The sequence below is a fragment of the Cohnella laeviribosi DSM 21336 genome (genome assembly GCF_000378425.1).
Classification (GTDB): domain Bacteria; phylum Bacillota; class Bacilli; order Paenibacillales; family Paenibacillaceae; genus Cohnella; species Cohnella laeviribosi.
In genome coordinates this window covers 1-24275 of record NZ_KB899844.1, presented here as the reverse complement: position 1 = coordinate 24275, position 24275 = coordinate 1, and the positions used below count along the sequence as shown (strand labels likewise).

The window sequence follows — 24275 nt, the reverse complement described above, 5'->3', positions numbered from 1 at the left end:
AGACGCATGAAGACGATCGTCAAGCTCAGATGGCTGGTGCTGGCGCTTTGGGTATTGGGGGTTGCGGCGCTTGTGCTGTCGGCCCCCAATATGCAGGAGCTTGTTCGGGAGAAGGGGCAGATCAAGGTGCCGGACGGCTATTCGTCCACCAACGCCGCCGCCATGCTAAGCGCAATGGAAGGCGAGGGTTCCGGCGAAAGCGGGCAATCGACCGTGATCGTGTTCCACAACGAAAAAGGGCTGACCGAAGCCGATATGGAGGCCGTGCGCAACGGAATCGAGGCGCTAAAGAGCAAGCGGGAGGAGCTCGGCATCGTCTCGCTCGTCAATTCCTTCGATACGCCGGAGCTAAAAACGCAGACGGTGTCCGAAGACAAGACGACGGTGCTTGCGCTGGCAAACGTAACGATGAACGGGCGCACAAGCGCGGAAGCCTCCGAGGCGTTGTACGACGCATTGGCGGATGTGTCTGTAGAGCACTATTTGACCGGGAACTGGATCATCCAGGAGGACGTCATTCAGAGCTCGGAGGAAGGACTGAAGAGGACGGAATGGATTACGGTCGTCTTCATTCTGGCGATTCTGCTGATCGTCTTTCGGTCGCTGATCGCGCCGCTCATTCCGCTGCTGACGATCGGGATCAGCTACGCGGCTTCGCAGTCGATCGTGGCTTTTCTGGTGAAATACGCGGATTTTCCGCTCTCGAACTTTACGCAGATCTTCCTGGTGGCCGTCATGTTCGGCATCGGGACGGATTATTGCATTTTGCTGATCAGCCGGTTCAAGGAGGAGCTCGCCCGCGGGGCGGACCGGCTGGAGGCGATCGCGACGACGTACCGGACGTCCGGCAGGACGGTGCTCGTTTCGGGACTTGCGGTGCTGGTCGGCTTCTCCGCCATCGGCTTTTCGACGTTCGGGCTGTACCGCTCCGCGGTGGCGGTGGCGGTCGGCGTGGCGGTTCTGCTCATCGCGCTGACGACGCTGGTGCCGTTCTTTATGGCCGTGCTCGGGCAGGCGATTTTCTGGCCGTCGCGCGGCGCGCTCGAGCACAAGCCGAGCCGGATATGGGGAGCGGTCGGCCGTTTCTCGCTGCGGCGCCCGATCGGGTCGCTCGCGATTTTGGCCGTTATTGTGGTCCCGTTCCTCGTCTCTTACAAAGGGGATGTCTCGTACAACTCGCTGGATGAGATCGGGGACCGGTACGATTCGGTCAAAGCGTTCAATATCATCTCGGACAGCTTCGGGCCGGGCGATTCGCTGCCGGCGACCGTGGTCCTGAAGGCCGGCAAGCCGCTGGACGATACGGACGGGCTCGCGATGATCGAGCGGGTGACGCGGGAGATCGCCGAAGTCGACGGCGTGAAGGCGGTTCGCAGCGCAACCCGCCCGACCGGCGAGGCGCTGAAGGATTTTCAGGTCGCCAGCCAGGCGAGCACGCTGGACAGCGGGCTTGAGGAAGGCGCGGAAGGTCTCGGACAGGTCGCTTCCGGGCTGAAGAGCGCGGGGGACAGCCTGAGCGGGAAAGCGCCGGAGCTGCAAAGCGCGGCTGAGGGCGCCGAGAAGCTGGCCGACGGAACGAAATCGCTGAAAAACGGAATCGTGCAGCTTGGCGACGGGCTGAAGCGGATCGAGCAAGGGCTGAAGGACGGATCGATCGGCGCCGGGGAACTGAGCGCGGGACTGAAAGAGGCGCAGGCGAGCGCCGAGCAGCTCGCGTCCGCCAGCGCACGGCTGTCGGGCAGCTATCGGCAGCTTGAAACGGGACTGGAGCAGCTTACGCAAGGCTACAATCAGGCCGCGGCGGCGCAGCAGGCGCTGGCGGCGGGGCTGTCGGATTTGGGCCAGGGCCTCGGAGGCCTTGCCGACAAGTATCCGGAGCTGAAGCAGGATGCCGATTTCCTCAAAGCGCAAGGGGCGGTCGCCGAGCTTCAGACAAGCGCCGAGCAGCTTGGCGCTCAATATCGGCAGATGAACGCGCAGCTTGCGGGCATCGCCCAAGGGCTCGGCCGGGCCAATGCCGGCCTTGCGCAGGCTTCGGCCGGGCAGGCGCGGCTGACCGAGGGACTCCGTTCGCTGGCCGCAGGCATCGTCAGCCTGCAGAAGGGCCTCGAGCAGGCGGCGTCCGGCCAGGGGCAAATCATCGCCAAGCTGCCGGAGATGACAGCCGGCGCGGACGAACTGGCTGCAGGCCAGGAGAAGCTGGCCGAAGGCTTCTCGCAGCTGACCGGCCAACTGGGAGAACTGACCGACGGGCTGAACGACAGCGTCGACGGGCTCGAGCAAATCGAGGACGGCCTGAAATCCGCCCGCGGCTATCTGGGCGAGCTGTCGTCTTCCTCCGACAAGGAGCTGACCGGCTGGTTCGCCCCGGAAGAAGCGCTGGACAACGAGGATTTCCGTGAGGCTCTCGACACGTACTTGTCCGACGACCGGCTGACGGCGCGGTTCGACGTCGTCTTCGACGGCAACCCATACGAAATCGAGACGCTCGAGAAAACGGACGACGTGCAGGCCGCGGTGGCCCGGGCGCTTAAAGGGACCGATTACGCGAACGCGTCGTACGCGGTCGGCGGCGTATCCAGCATCAATAACGACCTGCGCAACATTTCGTCGGCAGACTATACGCGCACGGTTGTCCTGATGCTGGCCGGGATTGCGGTCATTCTGGTTGTCATGTTCCGCTCGCTTGTCATTCCGATTTATCTGATTCTGTCGCTGCTTGCGACGTATTACACGTCGATGGCGGTGAACGAACTGATCTTCGTGCGTCTGCTCGGCTATTCGGGAACAAGCTGGGTCGTGCCGTTCTTCGGCTTCGTCATGCTGATGGCGCTCGGCGTGGACTACAGCATTTTCCTGATGGACCGCTTCAAGGAGAACCGGCATATGGGACCGCAGGAGGCCATCCTCAGCGCGATGAAAAGCATGGGCACGGTCATCATGTCCGCCGCGGTGATTCTCGGCGGCACGTTCGCGGCCATGCTGCCTTCGGGCGTGCTGTCCCTGCTGCAAATCGCCACCATCGTGCTGAGCGGGCTGTTCCTTTACGCTTTGGTCATGCTTCCGCTGTTCATTCCGGTCATGATCCGCATGTTCGGCGAAGCGAACTGGTGGCCGTTTATGGGCGGCCGGGAGAAGACGGATAAAAGAGCGTCCGTCGGAGCCGCCTCGTCCTGGGAGGCTTGAGGCCAGCTGCCGAAGCGGGCCGGGAGCCCGGAGTCCAATAAATACGAAAAGCATGCCCTAACGGTTTAGGCCGTTTCGGCATGCTTTTTTCGCTTAGACCATGATAATCCTGACGCCCCAAGGCTCGATTTCGAGGCGCTCTCCTTTTGCGACCGGCCGGTCCGACAGCAATTCCCGGCCGGAAGTATGCGGATAAGGGAAAGACACGGGTCCGTCGGAGTAATTGAAATAATAGCGGATCGCCCGGCCGGCGGCGTTGACCCCCGATTTGACGACGACCGGGAACGACAGCTCCTGGTCGACACCCCATAAGCCGGCTTCCTGCACGGCGTTCTTTAATACTCGGTTGATGACGGCGGCGCTTGTCATGCATCCGACATAGGTGGCGCAGCCTTCCCCGTAACGGTTGCGCGTAATCGCCGCGTACTTGCCCCAATGGGGATGGTCGTACCAGGCCAGCACTTCCGCCGTGGTCGGCGTGATGAGCTCCATGAAGGCTCGGACCGTATTGTGTTCCTTCCCGACCCCGAAAGGATCGTCTTTCAGCCGGACGTTTTTCGGCTCGACGAACAGGTTGTAGGAAATGCCGCATGCTTCATGGATGATGCCGGGCTGACGGGCCGCGCGCACCTTCACGATCTCGTTTGCGAAGCCGCTTTTGAAGGAGAAGACGACATGGCCGCCGTCCTTCACGAAGCGGTTCAAGCGTTCCAAAGCTTCGTCGGATACGGCGTACAACGCCGGAACGACAATCAGCCGGTACGCATTCAGCCGTTCACAAGACGGCTGGATAAAATCGCATTCCACGTTCAGCTTGTAAAGCTCGTCGTACATCCACCTGACGACATCGTTGTAGGTTTGGCCGTCCGGCAGTTTGAACCATTCCATGGCCGTCAACGCTTCGTTGCTGACCATGACGGCAACCCGGTTTTGCTTGCGCAAATCGATGAGGTGAGGGCTCAGCCGATCGAAATCCTTGCCGATCGTCTTGGCTTCCTCGTATACGGGATTCGGCTCGAAATCGTGGCTGAGCAGGCCTTTCCAATACGTTTCGAACGAATTGTGAATGGAATGCCAATGCCAGTAGGCGACCATATTGGCTCCCGACGCGAGATGGCTGAACGCCTGAAGGCGCAGTTGCCCCGGATACGGCACCCACTTTGGAAACCCCTGCGCTTGCGTCTCGATGACGAAATAGTTTTTGCCCTTCAAAGAGCGGGCCATGTCGCCGCAGAACGAGATTTCGATGCCTGTCAGTTCGTCCTGGGACGGATGGTAGATATCCACGCCCACAATGTCAAACGGCTCCGATGCGGCAAAATGATCCACCGCGGGCTGAACGCCGTACGAATGACCGCGCCATTCAAAATCGAAGTTTTGCGTGACGAACTGCTCCGGACGCTTGTATTCGTTGACGATCGCGACTTGCCAGGCCAGAAAATCGGCCACGAGCTTCCGCTGGAACTTGGCGAATTCCGCGCCCAGGCTGCCGTTGATCGTGCCGACGACGGAGGGGAAATCTTCCCAGCTGTCGATTCGGTTGCTCCAGTAATCGAGCCCGAACAACCGATTGATGTTGTCCAGCGTCCCGTATGTTTCCCGCATATATTTCACGAACAAATGCTGCACGTTGGGCCCCGCCGTGTCGTAATGCTTCGTCTCGTTGTCCGTTTGATAACCGATGACGGCCGGGTGGTCCCGCACATGCGCGATCAGCTTGCGGATGATCCGCTCGGCGTAAAACAGGTAGGCCGGATTGGTGATATCCATGATCTGGCGAGGTCCATACTGTCCGGGCCCGCGGGGCGTAACCGCGAGAACGTGGGGATGCTCCTTCACCATCCACGCGGGAACAGCATATGTCGGCGTGCCGACAATGACGCGGATCCCCGCTCGGTGCATGGCGTCCAGCACCCGGTCGACGGAAGTGAAATCGAACACGCCGTTCTGCGGCTCATGGGTGCTCCAAGTCGACTCGGCGATCCGGACCACATTGATGCCGGCTTCTTTCATCATCCGTATATCTTGTTCCAGCCTGTCGCAGGGCATATATTCGTCGTAATAGGCGACACCGTACAACAGTTTCTTCACTTCGGTCACTCCTCTTTTGGCCGGCTGTCTCCCCGCGCGCTTTCAGCCTTTTACCGCTCCCTCGGTGATGCCTTCCATGATGAACTTTTGGAAAAACGCGTAGATGACGACAACCGGGATCGCTGTGAGCACAAGCGCGGCAAGAATCAGCGACCACTCTTTGTTGTATTCGCCAAAGAGCATGTTCGTGGACAGAATCAGGGTGTACCGGTCCACATCCGTGAGCATCAGAAGCGGCAGCAAAAAGTCGTTCCAGATCCAAAGGAAATCGAGAATCGCAATCGTAACGGTAATCGGCAGAAGCAACGGAAAAATAATGCGGAAAAAGCTTTGAAATTCGTTGCAGCCGTCAATTTGCGCCGATTCCTCCAGCTCCCGCGGAATTGATTTCACGAAACCGTGATACAGGAAGATGGCCATGTTGACGCCAAGTCCGATATAGATGAGGGCAAGCCCGTATGTGCTGCCTTGAACCGACAAATTTTTGGCCATTCGGGACAACGGGATCATGATGGAATGAAAGGGCACCAGCATGGAAGCGACGAACAGGAAGAAGATCGCGTTGCTCAATTTTCCGCCCGTCCGGGACAGTTTATAACCGGCCAGAGAGGCGGTGAATAAAATGCCGCCAATGCCGATCGCCGAGATCGTTACCGTATTGACCGTGCTGTTCAGCATGTGGATTTTATGAAACGCTTGGCTGTAGTTCTCCCAATGAAGGCGGGATGGCAGCGCGAGCACGGAGCGGAACATTTCCTCCTGCGTTTTGAATGAGTTCAGGACCGCCATGTAGATCGGAAAAACGGCGATGATCGCAGCGGCGAGCAAAAAAAGCAAAACGAAGAACGAGGTTGTTTTTCTTATGGTCATGCTTCCACCTCCCTCTTTTTCATGACGCTGATCTGAATAAACGTAATGATCAGGATCATCACGAACAAGATGACGGATTTGGCGCTGGCATAGCCGTAACGGAAGTTGTTGGAGAACGCTTCTTCGTAAATGTTCAGCGTAATGACCTGGGTGCTTCGTCCCGGTCCGCCTCCCGTCAAACCGTACACGACTTCGAACACTTTGAACGCGCCGTTCAGCGTAAGGAAGAAACAGATCGTGATGGCGTGCGTGATCATCGGGACGGTCACATGCAGAAATCGTTGGAACGGGCTGGCCCCGTCAATGACGGCCGCCTCCTTCAGATGCTGAGGCACGCCTTGCAGCGCCGCCAAATAGATGATCAGCATATAGCCGACTCCGTTCCAGAGCGATACGATGAGGATGGAGTAGAAGGAAACGGACGGATTGCCGATCCACGATTGGTCCAGAAACGCCAGCGCCGTTTTTTCGGCGATTTGCGGCAGCACCTGGGTGAAGACGAACGTCCACATGAAGGAGCTAATGATGATGCTGATCATGTTGGGCATAAAAAACACCGTGCGGAAAAACCCTTTGCTTCGGGTCCTGGTTTCGATCAGAACGGCCAGCAGCAGGGCGATCGCATTCTGCAGAACGACCATGAACACCACATATTTGAGGGTGAACCACAGGGAATGCACGAAATCGGAATCTTCGCCGAGCGCTTCGGCAAAATTGGCGAACCCGACAAAATGGTAGCTCTTGTTCAGGCCGTTCCAGTCGGTGAAGCTGTAAAACATGCCTCCCAGCGTCGGGATCAGCAGAAAGACGGCATACAATAGAAACGCCGGGGCAGTGAACATCAACAGAGAAACGTATTTTTTGTAACGTTTGAGCGGCACGCCGATCTCCCCTCTCCGAAAATCTGCGGATGAATAAAGGAGGATGGAGGAAAGAAAGCGGCGCCCTCTTTCCTCCATCCCGTTGCTGTTGCCTTACTTGTTCACCTTGTTGAACGCTTTCCACGCTTTGTCCAGCGCGCTCAGCACGTCATCTTGGCCAATCTGGCCGGCAAAATACGCTTGCAGCCCTTTGCCGACTTCGTCCTTGACGGATTGGGGCATGGAAGGATCCTGGTAGGCTTTGCCTTCTTTCACGTACGCCATCGCATCATTCACCCACGGATAGGTTTCAAATGTATGCACCTTTGCGACCGGATTGAATTTCAACGCCTGGTAGAACGCATTCGACGCCTTGTCGTCCAGCACATAGTTGATGAAATCGAGCGCCACTTCCTTGTTCTTGCTGGCCGGCGATACCGCCAGGGATGTCGAGGTGCTGAGGTTGATCATGGTCGCGTCCGGGTTGTCGTTGATCGGCAGCGGGGCGACGCCGAATTCAAAGTCGGGATTGGCGCTCAGAATCGTCTCGGCATACCAGGGCCCCTGCACCCACATCGCCGCTTTGCCGTTCGCGAATGCTGCCGCGCCGTCATCGCCGCCGACTTCGAGCGCCTTGTCCGTGCCGTTGGCGTTCACCAGATCGATAATGTCGAACATCGCTTTCATTTCGCTGAAGGAACCTTCGTTCTTGTTCATCCGTTCGATGAAATCGGGGTTTTCCGTATTGACGATCGCGCCGACCGCCAGCGGCAGGAACAGTTGCGGAATCCATGCCTCCTTATAGGAAAGCAGGAACGGCGTAATATTATTCGCTTTCAGCTTTTCCACGACCGCCTTCATTTCCGTCAACGTTTGCGGCGGAGTCAGTACGAGGTCGGCGAATATTTTTTTGTTGTACAGATAGCCCCAAGACAGCGTTTCCAAAGGCACGGCAACGACTTTGCCGTCAATCGTCACGGATGGCTTCACGCTGTCCAGCAGTTTGCCGACAAACGGCTGGTCGGACAAGTCTTCCAAATACCCCGCTTTGTAGAACGAGGGGATTTCATTGACCGCGTGCAGCGCGAAAATATCGGGCGCATCGTTGGACGCCAGCCGCGTTTTCAATATTTGCGAGGCGTTGTCGGGATTGGGCATTTCGAGTTGAACCGACACGTTGATATTTTTTTCGGCTTTTTCCTTCGCCGCGAAATCGGCAATGAATTTGTCAAAGTGCTCTTTGAAGCGCGGCGCCCCAATAAACACTTTCAACGTGACGTTTTTCGCTTCGCCGCTTCCTCCGCTGCCGCTTGCGGCTGCTTCCGAATCGGCTCCTCCGGAGTTTCCGCCGTTTGCTCCGCATCCCGCAAGCAAAGCGGCGGCCAATACGGTTGCCAGTACACTTTTCCACGATTTCTTCATCTGGATGGCGACCTCCCTTATCGTTTGTCGTTGGTGTAACGCTTTCATTATAGTCCGACAATGAAAGCGTTTAATTGGACAGAATTAAAGTCTTGGATTGGATCTTTTTAAACCTGCTTTTTTCTCATTTCGCCGGGGGAGATGCCGAAATGCTTTTTGAACACCCGATAAAAATACGTGACATCCTCGTATCCCGCCATTTCCGCCACCGCTTTGATCGGAATGCTCTCGTCCGACAACCATTTCCGGGCTTTTTCCATCCGCAAATGCAGGATATGGTCCGTTACGGTGCAGCCGTACTCCTGTTTAAAGACTTTGCTTAAATACTCCTTGCTGACGAAAAACGCCTTCGCCACTTGCTCCAACGAAATCGGTTCCGCGAAATGCCGCTCGATATAATGCCTGACTTCTTCCAAATTCGAGCGCCGGAGGCTTGTCCAGTTGATTGCGCTTCCATTCTTCGCCCAGTTGCCGGAACGCTGCGCGGACGCCATCGGCGTTCAATTCATTGAAACGCCAGCGCAGCAATTGCTTATGAGGCGTCAAAGCGAACGCAGCTCCGATATCCAGCGGCCATGGATGGCGCTCCCGCGCGGCCGTTTCCCATTCGGTTTTGCACTTCTGCAAGGCCTCGTTCAATTCGTTCGGATCAACGGGCTTCAGCAAGTATTCGGCAGCCTTGTAGCGGATCGCGTGTTTCGTATACACGAAGTCGTCATACCCGCTGACCACGATCGCCTTGATTTCGGGGAATCGTTCGTTCAAAATGCCCAGCAGTTCGACGCCGTCGGCGCCAGGCATGCGCATGTCCGTAACCACGATTTGCGGGGACAGCCGCTCGATAATCCGCACGGCTTCCGAACCGTCGTTTGCTTCCCCGACGATTTCCATGCCGAGCCGCTCCCACTCGCCGAAAGTTTTCACAATTTCCCGGTTCCAGTCTTCGTCATCGACAATCACGACTTTAATCATTTCGACGAATCCTCCTTTGGGACGAAAGGAATGCGGATCATAACCGATGTTCCCTTGTTCGGGACGCTTTCGAGCATAACGCCGTACGCGGGTCCAAAGTGCATGACGATGCGGGAAGCGACGTTCTTGAGTCCGATCCGTTCACCGTCGGTCCAGACTTGACCCGCCAGATTTTCGAGTTGTTTGCGAAGTTCCGCCATGCGGTCGGCGCCGATTCCGACGCCGTTGTCCTGGACCTTGATGAGAACGTCCGGGCGTTGCAGGGATACCGACACGTTGAGCTCCCAGTCACCTGTCTTTCGGTCCAATCCGTGAATAAAAGCGTTTTCGACGATCGGTTGCAGCGTCAGCTTGGGGATCAGGCCGCTTGCAGCGTCCGGATCGACCTCGATCGCAAATCTCAATCTGGACGCAAACCGGCGCTTTTGAATGCGCATGTAATTGTGCAAATGCTCGATCTCCGAGCGGATCGACGCCAGTTCACCCGGTTCGCGAATCACATACCGGAACATATCGCTTAGCGCCTTGATAATCTCGTAACTGTCCCTGGGATTTGTCGAGAACAGCATGCTTCCAATCAATTGGAGCGTATTTTGCAAAAAATGCGGGTTGATCTGCGCTTGGAGGGCTTTGAGCTCCGCCGTCCTTTTTTCCAGATTCATGCTGTATTCCGTTTTGATATGTTCCCGAATCCGGTGCGACATGTGGTGCAGTTTGGTCTCGAGCAGGCCGATCTCGTCGACCCGGTTGCTGAGCGGCACTTCCGTTTCCTTGATCAGACTGAGCCCTTGCATGGACCGGGCCAGCCTTACGATCGGGTTCGCCGTCCGCCAAGCGAGGAATACCGCGATCAAAATCGAGATCAGAACGGACACCGATCCCACGATAAAGCCGTCTTGCATCGTTTTCTTCGCGCTTTGATTGATGAAGCTCTTTGGAATGATCTTGATCAGCTTCAATCCCCAAGGATCGATGATGTTGTAAAACAGGTAGTCGTCTTTCGTCCGCAGATAGCCCGTTCCGCTTGCCAATTGGTTGATTTTCTCCATCGCCTCGCGAGACGGAACCCAGGTGCCGATCGGATACAAAATGCGGCCGTCCGGACCTGCGATCAGCACCGCATGCTCCTCGGAAGGCCTCAGCAACGTCAGCGTCTGATCCAACAACGCCCAACGGACTTCCAGGGAAACGCCGCCAAGTTTTTCCCGGTCTTCAAAGCGGTTAATGCTGCGGATCAATTGAAATTTGCTTGGATCGCCGGGGGTGGTCCGAATCAGAAAGTCCTTCTTCTCTTTGAACAGTTCTTCATAGGGAGGAGGCGTGCGTTCCGGCGAAGCGATGCCGATTTGCATTCCGTTGACCGCGAACAGCTTGTTTCGTTCCTTCACGAACAACTCCACGCCGACGACGTGGTGGTTTCCCGAGTAGAAAACGGATGTCAGCGTGTCGACGATGTTTTTCTGGGCGGCAAATTGACTGGAAAGATCGGTTCCTTCGAACTTGAACAAGTAATCGTTCAATTGGGGGCTGATCAGAATCGTGTAGATGAGATTGTTCAACTGGGTCAATTGCTCGCCGAGATAAATCCCCGTCCATTTCATGTTGGACAAGTTGGTCTGGATCACCTCGGTCTCCAACGATTTTCTGCTGTTCTCCGCCGCCAAACCGGTTACGGCGATGATGGGCGCCACCGAAAGCACAATCATCGTCAAAATCAGTTTGTTGCGGATGCTGCGGCGGAACGGGTTCGTCAAAAAGTTGTATATCTTCATCAGTCCCCTCATGGCATGCCTCCAAGAAAAGGATTCGTTCGCCGATATCAAAGAAACGCCCCGCAGGAGCGAAGGCGTTAACGTTCCAAAACAATCGTATTGAACGATTCCGGTTCAAGTTCAAATGAATGTGTGACGGTTCCGTCCGACAAACGGAGCGTTCGCGCGTCGGAGAACGGATTGGCGATGACCACGACCTTGGTTCCGTCCGGTTTTTCGAAGGCAACCGCATTGCCGGTCCACGGCCCCATTAATCCGATCCGTCTGGAGCCGAGGGAAACAAAATGCGAAAAATGCTTCATCACGTAAAATTCCGGATTGAGGATCGCCTTCTTGGCCATGGGATCGACCGTGATCATGGAGTTTTGCTCCCATCCCCACGTGCTGCGGCCCTTCGGTTCCAGCACCATGTTCCAATAGATATAGCTGTTGACGCCATTGACAAAATAGTGCCGGAACAAGTTAAACACATATTTCGCGTAATCCCAGGTGTTGTTGCCGTCGCCGCATTCGTTTTCCGTTTGCATGTAACGGAGTTCCGGATAGCTTTGGACTGTCCGTTGGATCGCGTACTTCCCTGCCCACTGGTAGCCGACGCCTTTGATGTATTTGTAAGCTTCGGGGTCGCTAAGCACCGTATTCGCGTACGCATCGTAATCCGACGTCGTTTTTTTGATCATCTCTTGCCACGGTTCGGGGCCGTTGATGGTGCCGAGCCAGATTTCCGTATCCAGCCCATGCTTTTCGAAGGCCGGTCCCAGGTAATCGCGGATAAATTCCCGAAGCTGCTCGCCCGTCCACACGCAGGAGGGAAACTTCTGATCCGCGACCACTTCGTTTTGGACATGGATTTGATGAATCGTGATGCCTTCCTCGCGGTAAGCTTGCACAAACTTGACGAAATAAAGCGCATAAGCCTCCAGAATCTCTTTCTCCCAGCGCAGCGTGCCATAGTTATAGGCTTTCGGGTACTTCATCCAGGTGGGAGGGCTCCAAGGGGACGCGAAAAACTGCAGCTTCGGATTGTACTTCAACGCTTCTTTGATATAAGGGATCAAATAGCGGCGGTCCCGGTCGATGGAGAAATGCTCCATGTTCAAATCGCCGTCCGTCTCATTGTGGCTGTACCACTCGAGCGCGTAATCGCTGGCGCCGATCGGAAGACGGCAGATGCTGAATTTTAACTCCCCGTCGGGATGGAAAAGGGAGTAGAACACCTTCCGCATGTCCTCTTCCGGCAAATGGCGTAAGGCGGCGTATCCCAATTCGTTGAAACAACCGCCGAAGCCCTCCACGGTTTGGAATTTTTCGGGTGTAAGGGCAAGATTCGCAACGCCGGTACCCGATCCGGCGGCTTGTTTTTCCGTCCAACAGGACGTTTTGGTGCTTGAAAACCATCGAACGGCAGGCTTGTTCATGCTGATAATCCTCCGGTTGGGTAAAGCGTTTTCTCGTTTTTTCTCCGTCGCTTCTCTATTATAATAAAGATTCGATGAAGATCAGCTTGTCCGACCCGCTTTAAATTTACCCAAATCGAAGGTGGCGGCATGGCATGAGCAAACCAATCCCTTACTCCGACTCGCACCCCGATGTCCGGTGGCTTCCGGTTATGGACTGGAATGTGAAATTTTTCGGCGCCCACCAGCAACGGGTGAGCAAGAATTGGAGCATGCCCGAAGAATCCCATGTCGGATTTGAAATCAATCTTGTCCTGGATGGTCGCCAAGAAACGATGATGGGCAAAAACCGGTATGTGCTTAAAGCAGGAGACATCATCCTCATTCCGCCGGGATTCAAACATGTCAACCGCTGCGTTTCGGATGAAGGAATGGCTTATTTTTGCGCTCATTTCAACGTGGATGACGCCGGATTCCGTCAAGAGATGATTCGCAACAACCGGATTCTGTTTCCGTCCGGAACCGATGAGAACGCCAAGCTGCGGAACGTATTGGATAACTGGATCGCCTTGACCCGGCGGCATGGTCCCTATACGCCGGCGGACCGTTTTCGCATTCAAGCCCAATTGTTCGAGTTGTTCGGGATTTTGGCCCAGTTGGCCGGTACGCAACAGGAGGAGCAAGAAGCGTTAACGCCAACTGCGCTTCATTACGCCAAAGCGATGGCGGAAGCCATCAAAGCGAATTTCGATCCGCACAGACCGAATCGGGAAGGCGTTCCGCGGAAAGCGATGCGGATCGAGGACATTGCGTCATCGCTGGGGATCAGTCCCGGTTATGGCTTGCAAGTCTTCCGCAAAGTTTACGGCATTTCGCCGCGGCGGTATTTATCGGAACTGAAACTGCACGAAGCCCGGTTGTTGATCCAACAACCGGACCTATCTTTGGAAGAAATTGCTTCCCGGTTAGGTTACTCGCATGTGTCCCATTTCAGCAGACAGTTCAAGCGTTGGACCGGCATGAGTCCGTTGCAGTACCGTCATCAAGCCGGAAAAAGATAAAAACGATCGAAGCCAGCCTGTTGAAAAGCCTCAACAGGCTATTTTTATGCCCGGACGGGCCGCGATTGCCGGAGCGGCGGGAGGCCGAGGCCGCGGAACGGACCGGGAGGGATGATGATGGGTAATAAGTCATGGTTATGAAGAATTATTTATTTCTTCATTAACAGGTAATTGGGATTAATTTATGGCTGATTATGGCGTTTTATCTACATCTAATGGAATATATTGTCGATAAAATCAAGGAAAGGATCGTTGGATCTATAGGTCCCTGGCGGGACCCTAACCGGAAAAACCGAGCAAGAACAAAGGCAAACCCGTACGAAAGTCGGGGACGCAAAGCCACGGGTCTACGGCGCCGGATTCTGTCCGGAACCCGCCATGATAGCCGGGCCGCTCTACCGCAAGGTTTTTTTGTTTTGCGCGGTTTTGCATATCGAGAGGAGAGACAGGAATGAAACGGGTTCCAAACCTGCGCGGCTTCGGCAGGGCGTGGCTGCTGGCCGCCGCGCTTGCGCTGCTGGCCGCAGCGATGGTGCCGCCTTATTCCGCCATGGCGGAAGGCGCGGCGCCGGAAGGACTGAAGACGGATTACAGCGTTTCCGGCGATCATCTGATTTGGTTTCAGGCCGACGGAAACGGAGTCAAGCAAATTCATTACCGCCATCTGACGACAGGGGAAGAGCGCACGCTGACGGACTCCCCTTCGGCCAAGGATGCGCCGTTTATAAGCGGGAACACGGTGGTCTGGGCGGACAAAGCGCTTCAAGCGCCGGAGTCGGTCTACTGGGACATTTACAGCTACAATCTGGATACCGGCAAGACGGAGAAGCTGAACAAGCGGGACGGGGAAATGTCCAATCCGGTCACGGACGGCGTCGGCGTCGTCTGGTTCGACCGGAAGCCGTATGGCGACATGTACTACCTGCATCTGGCGACGGGAGAAGAGTACAACCTCGGGGAAGGCTTGTTCCCCGTGCTCGCGGACGGCAGAGTGGTATACAAAAACGCGCGCGACGGCGGAATCAGCATGTTGGACCTGCGGAGCGGCAACCGGTGGCCGCTCGTTCGGCTGGGCGGCTCCAACTACGTGGACTGGTTCGTGTTTAACGGGAGCTATGTGCTGTGGAAGCAAAAGAACTTTGCGGGGGAAAGCCAGTATGCGCTGATGTCCGTCGACCAGCCTTCCGCGCAGCCGGTGGAACTGACGCCGATGAGCGCGAAAACGGCGGAATACGCCTTTATGGCGCTGGGCGATTCGCAGGCCGCCTTCATCGTGAACGAAGGCGGGGCTGCCGTGCTGAAGGGCATTGACTTGGCGACGGGCCGCGTTTATGCGGTGGAAGCGGCGGTCGGCGCAGGCAGCATCGCCGGTTTCAGCGGAGATAAGCTGGTGCTTGGCGCGGCCGACGGTTCCGTCTCCTTCATCGATCTATCCGGAAAGCAGGGCGGCGGGGGCGTACCTGGCGGCACCTCACCAGGATCGGCCGGCGGCGAAGCGGCCGGGGCCAAGGCGCTGATCGGCCCGGCGGGCGGCGAGCTGACGTACGGGGACGGACAAGCCCGGCTGTGTTTTGCCGCGGGCACGTTCGCTGCGGATACCGAAGTGAGGCTCGACAAGGTAGAGCTGGAGCCGTTTGCGCTGGCGGATGAAAAAGGCCGGAAGCTGCAAGCCTACGAGGCTTGGCGGGTTAGCGCGGCCGCTCCGTTCGGCCGGAACGCGGAATTGACGCTCGGCTATAGCCAAGACGCAGGCTGGGGCGATGTGCGCGAGAAGCTGGGGATCTACGCCTACGACGATGAAAAGGGCTATTGGACATATGTCGGCGGCGTGACCGGCGAAGCGGAGGGTTACGTTCGCGCGGAGATCGGCCGTCCGGGCGTGTATGCGGTCATGCTGCGGGACGTCTCGTTCCCGGATGCGCAGGGGCATTGGGCGCAGCACGCCATCGAAGTGCTTGCGTCAAGAGGCATTGTCGACGGCACGGACAAGGGAACGTTCGACCCGGCCGGGACGTTGACCCGGGCGCAATTCGCGAAGCTGCTCGCTGCGGCGCTCAGGCTGGAAGCGGGGCCATCCGGCCAGGCGCCGTTCGCCGATGTGCCTTCCGGAGCGTGGTACTCCGAGGCGGTGAAAGCGGCCGCCGCCGCCGGTCTCGTCGAGGGCGACAGAGGGAGCTTTTATCCGAACGGGTCTTTGACCCGAGAACAAATGACGGTCATGCTTGTCCGGGCATTCGAGCGGCAGTCCGGCGCTTCGGCGGAAGCGGCCGATCTGTCCGGGTTCAAGGACGCAGCAGCCATTAGCGGTTGGGCCCATGCGGCCATGTCCAAAGCGGTCGGCATGAAGCTGATCGAAGGAGACGGAGATTCGTTAAGCCCGCAAGGGACGACAACCCGGGCTCAGGCGGCGGTAGTTATATACCGGTTGCTGGGCCGGCTTCATCAATTATAAGCATCGGGGGAGAGAGAAAAGCATGTTTTTTCCGCGATTCAGGCGCAGGTCCGGCGGCATCCGGGCAAAAGCCGTTTTATCGACATTCATCGCATTGATCGTATTCGTGACAAGCGTTCCGTTTGTTCCGGGAGCGGATTTCCTCGCCGGCAAGGCGCACGCCTCCATGAATATGCGGATCGTGCCCAGCGAGATCAGCACGGACAACGGGGAGACGGCCGACATTATTTTCAGCTTCAACGCCTCCGAATTCGGCCAGAACGAACGCGAGATCAAGATCAGCCTTTGTACGGTGAAGCCCGGCGGAAGCACTCCGCAGCTCGGCGAAACGATCAAGACCGGCGTGTACAAGGCGACGGAAAACGGCGTTTATATCGAACATACGGAGAAATGGGACGGCAAAATAGGCGGCGTGCCGCTGCCGGAGGGACGCTACAACATCTGCGTGACACCGGCGGAATATACGGGCACGGGCGTCTATTACGGCCAAATGGCCAGCTTTGAAATTATCAATTCGAAACAGCCCAAGGCGCCAAGCGCATTGACGGTCGAACCGGGTTCCTCCGGCACCGTGGTGGTGTCCGGGCAGGCCGAGCCGAATACGAAAGTGTTGCTGGAAGTGCGAGAGGGTGTAGCAGGCACTCCGAAGACCTATCCGGACATTCCGGTGAGCAGCAAGGGTGTATGGTCCAAGACGGTTGACGTAACGGCGGGGCAAATCGCGCAAATTGCCGCCAAGGCGGTCAAGGACGACCGGGTGTCCAGTTATTCCGAACAGCTTCGGGTCATGCGGGTGGCCGTGCCTTCCTTTACCGTTAGCTGGGGAGCGCTCGCCGCTTATTATTACAAGACGGATTCCGTCGCCGCCATGGCGTCCAAAGCGCAGGAGCTCGCCCGGATCAACGGCGTTTCCGGCGATGTTTGCACGCCCGAAGGAGATTGCTCCAAGGCGGTAAGCGGCCTGACGTCCGTGCTGCTGCCGAATCCGCAAACGTCCGGCGCGCTGGCGCAGGCCGATCTGGCCCAATTCACACGCGAAGCCGTGTCCAAGCGTCTGCGCATTGTGAATCCGACCGGTCAGGGACCGGTCGATCCGGCGCGGGGCGACTTTACGTTCAGCACCGATACGCTGGAGCTGCAGGCGCTCATGCCGATCTCTTTCGGCTTGACGTATATGAGCCGCGAACCGCTGGAGGGGGCGGCCGGTCTCGGCTGGCGCCACAGCTACGAGTGGCGGCTTGCGCCGGTGGAAGACGGCGGCGGCAAGCTGGAGCTGATCGAGCCGACCGGAGCCCGCTTTGAGTTTGTCCCGCTGTCGGGCGGCCGCTATTTGACGCCCCGGGGCACCGACTGGATATTGACGAAGGCTGCCGGCGGCTACTTGCTGTCCACGCCGCAGGGGATGGAATATCGGTTTGACGACCAAGGGTTGCTGAAGTCGATTACCGATCCGAACGGCAATGCGATTCAGCTTGAGTATAACGGAGAGCAGCTTAAGTCCGTCACGACAAGCGGCGCTTCCCTGTCTTTTGAATACGGAGCGGGGGGCAGGCTGACTTCCGTCAAGGATCACACCGGCCGAACCGTCGGGTACGCCTACGACGCGGCCGGCGATCTCGTCGCCATTACCGACACGGACGGCTCGACGACGAAGCTGACCTATGACGGGGAGCATCGCGTGACGAGCGTGACGGATCCGATGCAGTCCGCCGTTATGAGCGTGTCTTACGACAAGTATGGCCGGGTGACCGAATGGACGGATTTCTACGGTAACGGTTCGCAGATCGGCTATTCGGGCAAAGTCGCGCCGGTCGTCCGCGGAGAAGAGGGAGAAGAAGATCCGGGAACGGACGGTCCGGTGCGCATCGATCCGGAGCACGGACGCGACATTGCGGAGTCGGACAAGGTGCTGCTGTCCGGGACGATGCATAATCTAACCCATGCCCCGGCTTACCAGAAGGTCGAAGGCATGCAGCCGGTCATCGGCAATTACCTGAATAAGCTGATCGCCGGTATCGAAAGCGAAACCGACGGCTATGCCGAATCCGCGATTTCGTGCAAGTCTTGCGATATGGCCGAAATTCAGCAGAAAATCGCGGGAAGCCAAGCCAAACCGACCGTCATTCAGACGGGGCATCTGAACCTGGATAGCGACGCAACGTTTGGCAGTCCGACGCATCCCGTTGTCTTGATGGTTCAAGGCATGAACACCAATAAAGACATTTCGGTGACGATCTACGGCACGCTCATTGTGGATCAAGCACTGAATGCCAATCAGGGACTGAAGCTTACGGCCGTGTCGGTAGGCGGCGCTTACGGCAGCGTCTGGGCAGGCGGACCCGTTCATTTGAACAACGACTCCTCCGTAACGGTCTCCGACACGCTGTATGCGGGCAACTTGACGTACAACAACGGAACGCTGCAAGTGGATGCGCGGCGCGTGATCGTTAAAGGCGAAATGCACATCAACACCAAGGTGGAAATGAATATCGCCGGCGAAATGGTCGTTGGCGGCATCGTCTCCAACAATCAGGTAGGCAATCTTACCGTAACGGGCGGGGACCTGTTCGTTCGCGATAACGTGAGCGTTAACAATAACCTGAATGTGACGACGGGAGGCGTGTGGGCGATCGGCGGCGACATGACGCCGAACCGGACGCCGACGGTACGCTCGGGCGTCGGCGCGGGGAAATCGATTCTGTACTACCCGAGTTCGTCGGAAGTTCGCAGCATGGCGCTGTCTTCGTCCGCGGCAGGAGAAGGCTATACCGTTTCGTCCACGCTGGCAACGGCTGCCGAGACGACGCTTACGGACGCGCTGAACCATGCGACGACGTACGTGTGGAGCGACCGCTTCCTCCTGCTGGAGCGCCGGGAGGCCGACGGCTCTTCCGTCCAATACGGCTACGACGACGCTTCTCGCCTGGTATCGGTCAAGGACGGCAACGGCAACGTGAACCGGGCGATTTACGACGAGCGCGGCAATATGACGCAGACGATCGACGGAAACGGAGAATCGACGGTCATTCGCTACAATGCGTCGAACCGCCCGGTCGAGATGGTCGATGCGCTGGGCCGTTCGACGTCGTACGAATATGACGCCGCCGGCAATCTGAAGCAAACGACGGATGCGCTTGGCAACACCATCGTGCTGGAGCGGGACGACCGCGGGGTGCTGACGAGCCGTACCGATGCGAACGGGGAGACGACCCGTTTTGCCAACGATGCATACGGTTTTGTTAAGACAATCGAGGACCCTGCCGGCTACAAGACCGAGATCGAACGGGATGCGCTTCACCGGGTTACCCATGTGAAGGACGGGCGGGGAACGCTGGAACGGATCGTCTACGATGCCAAGGACCGGGTTGTGGAGCGGGAGAACGCGCTTGGACAGAAGACCTCTTCCGTCTACGACGCCAACGGCAACCTCGTAGAAACGACCGACGAAGCGGGCGGCAAAACCGTCTATACGTACGACGTCTATCGCCGGACGGGTACGGAGGATGCGCTTCATCATGCCAGCCGCACGGAATACGACGCGGTCGGCAACGTGAAGCGGGAGATCGACGCGAATGGCGGCGTGACGGAATACGAATACGACAGCATGGGACGCATCGTCAAAATCGTCGACCCCGAAGGGCATGCGTCCGTCTATACGTACGACGCTGCGGGCAATGTGCTGACGTTTGCCGATGCGAGCGGGTCCGTCACCAAGTATACCTATAACAAACGCAATCAATTGCTCACCGTCACGAACGCATTGGGCGCGGTCACGCAATACAGCTATGACGCGAGCGGACAGAAGATCAAGGAAACGAATCCGCTCGGCAACAGCACCTGGTACGAATACGACGCAGCGGGACGTCTCTCCGTCGTCACGAATGCGCTTGGGGGCAAAACGACGTATACGTACGACGCGAACGGGCAAATGACCGAACAGACGCTTCCGGACGGTTCGGTGTGGAAGACGAAGTACGACAGCCGCGGGCTTGAAGCGGGCGCCATAGACCCGCTGGGCCGGGAAACGTTCGTGACGCGCGACGACCGGGGGCGGGTCACGGCCATAAAGGACGCTTCCGGAGCCGTGACCCGTTACGAATACGATTTGCTCGACCGAAACACCAAAATCATCAATGCGCTCGGGTACGAAACGTCCTATGAATACGACGCGCTCGGCAACGTGCGGAAAATCGTCGACGCCAATCACGGCGAAACGAGTTTCCATTACGACCCGCTTGGCCGCTTGACCGGCGTGACCGACGCGCTCGGCCATACGACTTCGTACAGCTATGATGCCGAAGGCAACCTGCTTACGAAAACCGACGCGCTCGGGAACGTCACCACGTATCGCTACAACAAGCGGAATCTGGCGGTCGAATCCGTCAATCCGCTTGGAGAGGCGACGGTGACGGCTTATGACGCGGTGGGCAACGTCTCCGCGGTGACGGCGCCGGATAACACGACGACGACGTACAGCTACGATGCCGTTCACCGCCTCGAGCAGATTGTGTACGGAGACGGCCAGCGGGTGTCGTTCACCTACGACCTTGCGGGCCGGCGCATCGAAATGCTGGATGGCAGCGGCTTAACCCGCTACACCTACGACGCCTTGAACCGGCTGACCGAAGTGATCGATGCCCGCACGCAAAATACGCGCTACGAGTGGACGCCCACGGGGAAGCGCAGCCGGGTTATTTATCCCGACAACAGCTCGGTTTCCTATGAATACGACGCTGCCGGGCAACTGATCAAGGTTACCGACGCAAGCGGCACGACCAGCTATACGTACGATGAAAACGGTCGGATCGCCACGCGCACGTTGCCGAACGGCGGCGTAAGCACGTACAGCTACGACGCGTTGGGACAAGTGACGGAAATTCGCCATGCCGGTCCGGGAGGAGAACTGCTGGAGCAGCTGAAGTATGCGTACGACCCGGTCGGCAACCAGATCCACGGCGAACGGACGATGAGCGGAAGCGACGAAAGCAATCCCGCAGGCGCGCCGAAAATCGATGCCGCCGATTACGTGTACGACGCGCTTAACCAGCTCACGGCGGTACAACGGCTGAACGGCAAGCGGACGGAGTATACGTACGACGCCGTCGGCAACCGCCTGAGCAAAACCGTAACGGATGGAGGCATCACGACGGCGGAGCAGTATGTCTACGATGCGGCGAACAAGCTGCTGCACTGGGAAAACGGGGTCGACTCGAAAGACTACGAGTACGACCTGCGCGGCAACCTGATCAAGGTGACCGGCACGGACAGCGCCGCTGCGCTTCGCGCGTTGCAGGAGAAGCTGGCGAAGCCGCTGGAGAAAGATCCTTCGGTCGGCGATGTCACGTACGGCTTGCCCGGCATGGAAACGGATGTCGACGCGGGCTTGACTCCGGACGCGGATGCGCCCCCGGATGCCGGCTCCGATGCGAATGAGGGCGTGCTGGACGAAACGGCTGCAGGTATGGAAAGTTCGTTTGTCACGGGCGAAGGCGTTTCGGTAGCCGGCGTTACGTACGTCACCGAGGAAGAAGACGATTTGCTGTTGCTCGACGCCCTCGATGCCCAACTGGATTCGCTTGCGTTTGGCAGCTACCAGTGGAATGCGGCGGATCGTCTGGTCGGGTATACCGACGCGTCAGGAAATACGGTCTCCTACCGGTATAACGGAGACGGCCAGCGTATCTTCATGGGCATCGCGATCGAAGACGGATCGGTCCAAGACGGCTACTTGCCCTCCAACCCCGCGGGCAACCGGGACGGCTGGGAGCCGCAATACAAGAAGCGGCAGATGGACATTTACTTTGTCAATGACATCACGCTGGACATTCCTGCACCGCTGACCGCAACGGATGCGACCGGAACGGGCTGGAAGCAGAACTACGTTTACGGAGCGGGCGGCGAGCGGATCAGCATGAGCTATCTGCCGAGCGCGGACGCGAATAACGGCTGGGAACCGCAGCCGGGGGCAAGCGGAGCGGCACCGAACACGACGCCGAAGACGCTCTACTACCTGAGCGATGCGCTGGGCAGCGTGCTTGGACTGGAAGCTGCGGACGGCAGCATCTCGGTCCGCTACCAATACGACGAATTCGGCGTAGCGGAGAATCCGGAGAAGTTCGACCCGAACTGGCCGGGACCGGACAACCTGTTCGGCTATACGGGGCTGGGATACGACTATTACAGCGGCTTGTCGTTTGCGAACGCCCGGTATTTCGACCCGACGAAGGGCCGGTTTATCAGTGAGGATACGTATGAGGGTGAGATTACAAATCCGCTGAGTTTGAACCTTTATACGTATGTGCAGAATAATCCATTGATTTATGTTGATCCGACCGGTCATTACTGCGTATCGGCGGACGGAAAATGGGCACATGCGGGTAAATGTAGCAGTTCTAGCAATGAAAAAAATTATATGTCCGATGTTTTACTAGAAATGATGCCTTATATCGTAAATGGTAAAATGATAGGACATTATGAAAATGGATTATTGATACGGTACAGTAGATCTGAAGTTACTAAACAAACGTTTTGGGATTTCATGTCCGAAAATGATTATAGACAATACCAACTATACGCTCCTTTATCTGATCCTGATTTAATGGCTTTAACCCCAGTTAATCCGTTACAACCAAACGTATCGGTAGGGAGGATGAAGGGGAATAGTAAAGGGACGCGGGAAAGTGTAAATAGTGGAGTAGGGGGAACGAAGGGAAGTAATAAGGGGACGGGAAAAGCTTCGATAAAGTCTGTGGATGAAATTTTGGAAGGAGCTAATCCTGGCAGGGCTACTAAAGGTAAAGCTACTCAGTATGAAAAGACGGGTGGTTTCGATCAGGCTCTTGACGATTTTAACAGTATGGGAGTGACCGATGTAAAAGATATACCGGGTGGTAAGGTAGGGAAATTACCAGATGGACGAACTGTGAATGTAAGAAACAAAAGCTCTGACGGTAGGCCGACATTAGAAATTTATGACGGTAAAAAATCAATTAAAATTCGTTACTAAGGTAGGTGTGGAATAGTGCAAGAAAACTGGGAGCGCTGGGAACCGGTATTTGGTTTGTCATCAAAATACTATGTAGAGTCATTGTCAGATAGTATTGAGGGCTTTAGAATTTTATTGTCTGACGCTTATGACGAAAATAAGAAAGTTGAAGTGATATTTGAAGATTCCGTACATGCATATAGGAGTACAGATGAAAGTTTTAGACAAAGTGTAATAAATAAAATTGATGAGCGATACGGAACAGAGTTTTACGCAGAATGGACCTTTTTTAAGGTTACTAATTCTGAATATATTCAATGGTTATCAGAACAATCATATGGAATTGCAGAATCAGAATCACTTATACACTTCTCCATTTTGGCAGGCGACTCAATTGTAGATGTTATCGCTGCATACGAACCCAAAATAACAATTATTTAGATAGACTGGCTTTACATCATAACAGCAGGATCGTACAATACAACCAACAAACCAAACACTAAAAAACTTGACCAACACGCTTAGACCAACTTTCAAAGGCTTATTCCAACTTGACTGATAAGGAGGAATGAGCCTTTTTTGCATGCCCAAAATCAAAGGAGGAAAAGGAAAATGGCAAAGCAGGTACAGGAAAAGGCAGGTCTAATTGCTCAGGCACAAGCAGAGTACGAGGTAATCGTAGAGGAAGTGAGGGGATACTGCCAGAAAGCACGAGAGTGGACCTCTGTCAATAGATTGGACACATGGAATCGAGAAAATTACGCAACAAAATCGTACATTTGTTCGCATTGAATGGGTGTGAGATACTCGATCGCCGAATGGACTTGAACTTTTCCGGATAAACGAGTTCCTTTTTGAGTACGCTGTGGAACGATTCGATGCAGGCGTTGTCGTAGCAGTTGCCCTTGCGGCTCATGCTGCCCTTCATCCCGTATTTTAGCAGCCGTTGTTGGTACTCATGGGAAGCGTATTGGCTGCCCCGATCGGAATGATGAAGAACCTTACCTTTGGGCCGCTGACGGTTGTAAGCCTGGTCCAGAGCTTGCAAGACCAGTTCCTTGGTCATCCGCTCATCAGCGTGCCAGCCTACGATTTTGCGTGTGTACAAGTCCATGATGCTCGCGACATAGAGCCATCCTTCGTCTGTCGGAACGTACGTGATGTCCGCCATCCAGACTTGGTTGGGAGCTTGCGCTGTGAACTGCTG

13 protein-coding genes, 1 pseudogene and 1 riboswitch are annotated in these 24275 nt (G+C 56.4%); of the genes and pseudogenes, 5 read left to right on the top strand and 9 right to left on the bottom strand.

The window, feature by feature from the left end:
- The first annotated feature begins 6 nt into the window (after nucleotides 1-6).
- Nucleotides 7-3186 carry an MMPL family transporter gene (locus tag F560_RS0118105; RefSeq protein ID WP_019007180.1) on the top strand — a complete coding sequence of 1060 codons (3180 nt, stop codon included), beginning with the start codon at nucleotides 7-9 and terminating at the stop codon, nucleotides 3184-3186.
- A gap of 93 nt (nucleotides 3187-3279) precedes the next feature.
- Here the strand turns inward: F560_RS0118105 and F560_RS0118100 are convergent, their stop codons facing one another.
- The 8 genes from F560_RS0118100 to F560_RS0118070 form a co-directional block, all read right to left on the bottom strand.
- Entirely contained in the window at nucleotides 3280-5277 is a 1998-nt protein-coding gene (locus F560_RS0118100; protein ID WP_019007179.1) for a beta-galactosidase, read from the bottom strand.
- Between the two features lie 42 nt (nucleotides 5278-5319).
- Nucleotides 5320-6147 (bottom strand): carbohydrate ABC transporter permease, encoded by an 828-nt coding sequence (locus F560_RS0118095; protein ID WP_019007178.1) that lies wholly within the window; start codon nucleotides 6145-6147, stop codon nucleotides 5320-5322.
- Entirely contained in the window at nucleotides 6144-7028 is an 885-nt protein-coding gene (locus F560_RS0118090) for a carbohydrate ABC transporter permease (RefSeq protein ID WP_026298382.1), read from the bottom strand. Before F560_RS0118090 ends, F560_RS0118095 begins: the two co-directional genes overlap by 4 nt.
- Nucleotides 7029-7121: 93 nt before the next feature.
- Entirely contained in the window at nucleotides 7122-8429 is a 1308-nt protein-coding gene (locus tag F560_RS0118085) for an ABC transporter substrate-binding protein (protein ID WP_019007176.1), read from the bottom strand.
- A 107-nt stretch (nucleotides 8430-8536) separates the two neighbouring features.
- Nucleotides 8537-8785, bottom strand: coding sequence for a helix-turn-helix transcriptional regulator (locus tag F560_RS26290; RefSeq protein WP_245554882.1), 249 nt, complete (start codon nucleotides 8783-8785; stop codon nucleotides 8537-8539).
- Nucleotides 8736-9401 carry a response regulator gene (locus F560_RS24275; protein ID WP_245554880.1) on the bottom strand — a complete coding sequence of 222 codons (666 nt, stop codon included), beginning with the start codon at nucleotides 9399-9401 and terminating at the stop codon, nucleotides 8736-8738. Before F560_RS24275 ends, F560_RS26290 begins: the two co-directional genes overlap by 50 nt.
- On the bottom strand, nucleotides 9398-11185 hold the full coding sequence (locus tag F560_RS0118075; RefSeq protein ID WP_019007175.1) for a sensor histidine kinase: 1788 nt from the start codon (nucleotides 11183-11185) through the stop codon (nucleotides 9398-9400). The genes F560_RS24275 and F560_RS0118075 overlap by 4 nt, the downstream gene beginning before the upstream one ends.
- A 65-nt stretch (nucleotides 11186-11250) precedes the next feature.
- Entirely contained in the window at nucleotides 11251-12591 is a 1341-nt protein-coding gene (locus F560_RS0118070) for a glycoside hydrolase family 30 protein (RefSeq protein WP_019007174.1), read from the bottom strand.
- Nucleotides 12592-12725: 134 nt separating this feature from the next.
- On the opposite strand from F560_RS0118070, the gene F560_RS0118065 reads away from it, so the two are divergent.
- The 4 genes from F560_RS0118065 (at nucleotide 12726) to F560_RS25175 (ending at nucleotide 23509) form a co-directional block, all read left to right on the top strand.
- Nucleotides 12726-13631: a helix-turn-helix domain-containing protein gene (locus F560_RS0118065; RefSeq protein ID WP_019007173.1), complete on the top strand. Its 906-nt coding sequence runs from the start codon at nucleotides 12726-12728 to the stop codon at nucleotides 13629-13631.
- Nucleotides 13632-13928: 297 nt separating this feature from the next.
- Nucleotides 13929-14029, top strand: a riboswitch (cyclic di-GMP riboswitch).
- Between the two features lie 53 nt (nucleotides 14030-14082).
- Complete coding sequence (locus F560_RS0118060; RefSeq protein WP_019007172.1) at nucleotides 14083-16083, top strand: S-layer homology domain-containing protein; 2001 nt, start codon at nucleotides 14083-14085, stop codon at nucleotides 16081-16083.
- Nucleotides 16084-16105: 22 nt separating this feature from the next.
- On the top strand, nucleotides 16106-23089 hold the full coding sequence (locus F560_RS0118055) for an RHS repeat-associated core domain-containing protein (RefSeq protein WP_019007171.1): 6984 nt from the start codon (nucleotides 16106-16108) through the stop codon (nucleotides 23087-23089).
- 15 nt (nucleotides 23090-23104) lie between these two features.
- On the top strand, nucleotides 23105-23509 hold the full coding sequence (locus F560_RS25175) for a hypothetical protein (protein WP_083932130.1): 405 nt from the start codon (nucleotides 23105-23107) through the stop codon (nucleotides 23507-23509).
- Between the two features lie 379 nt (nucleotides 23510-23888).
- Here the strand turns inward: F560_RS25175 and F560_RS23590 are convergent.
- Nucleotides 23889-24275, bottom strand: a pseudogene (locus tag F560_RS23590) (IS3 family transposase); the annotation flags it as partial.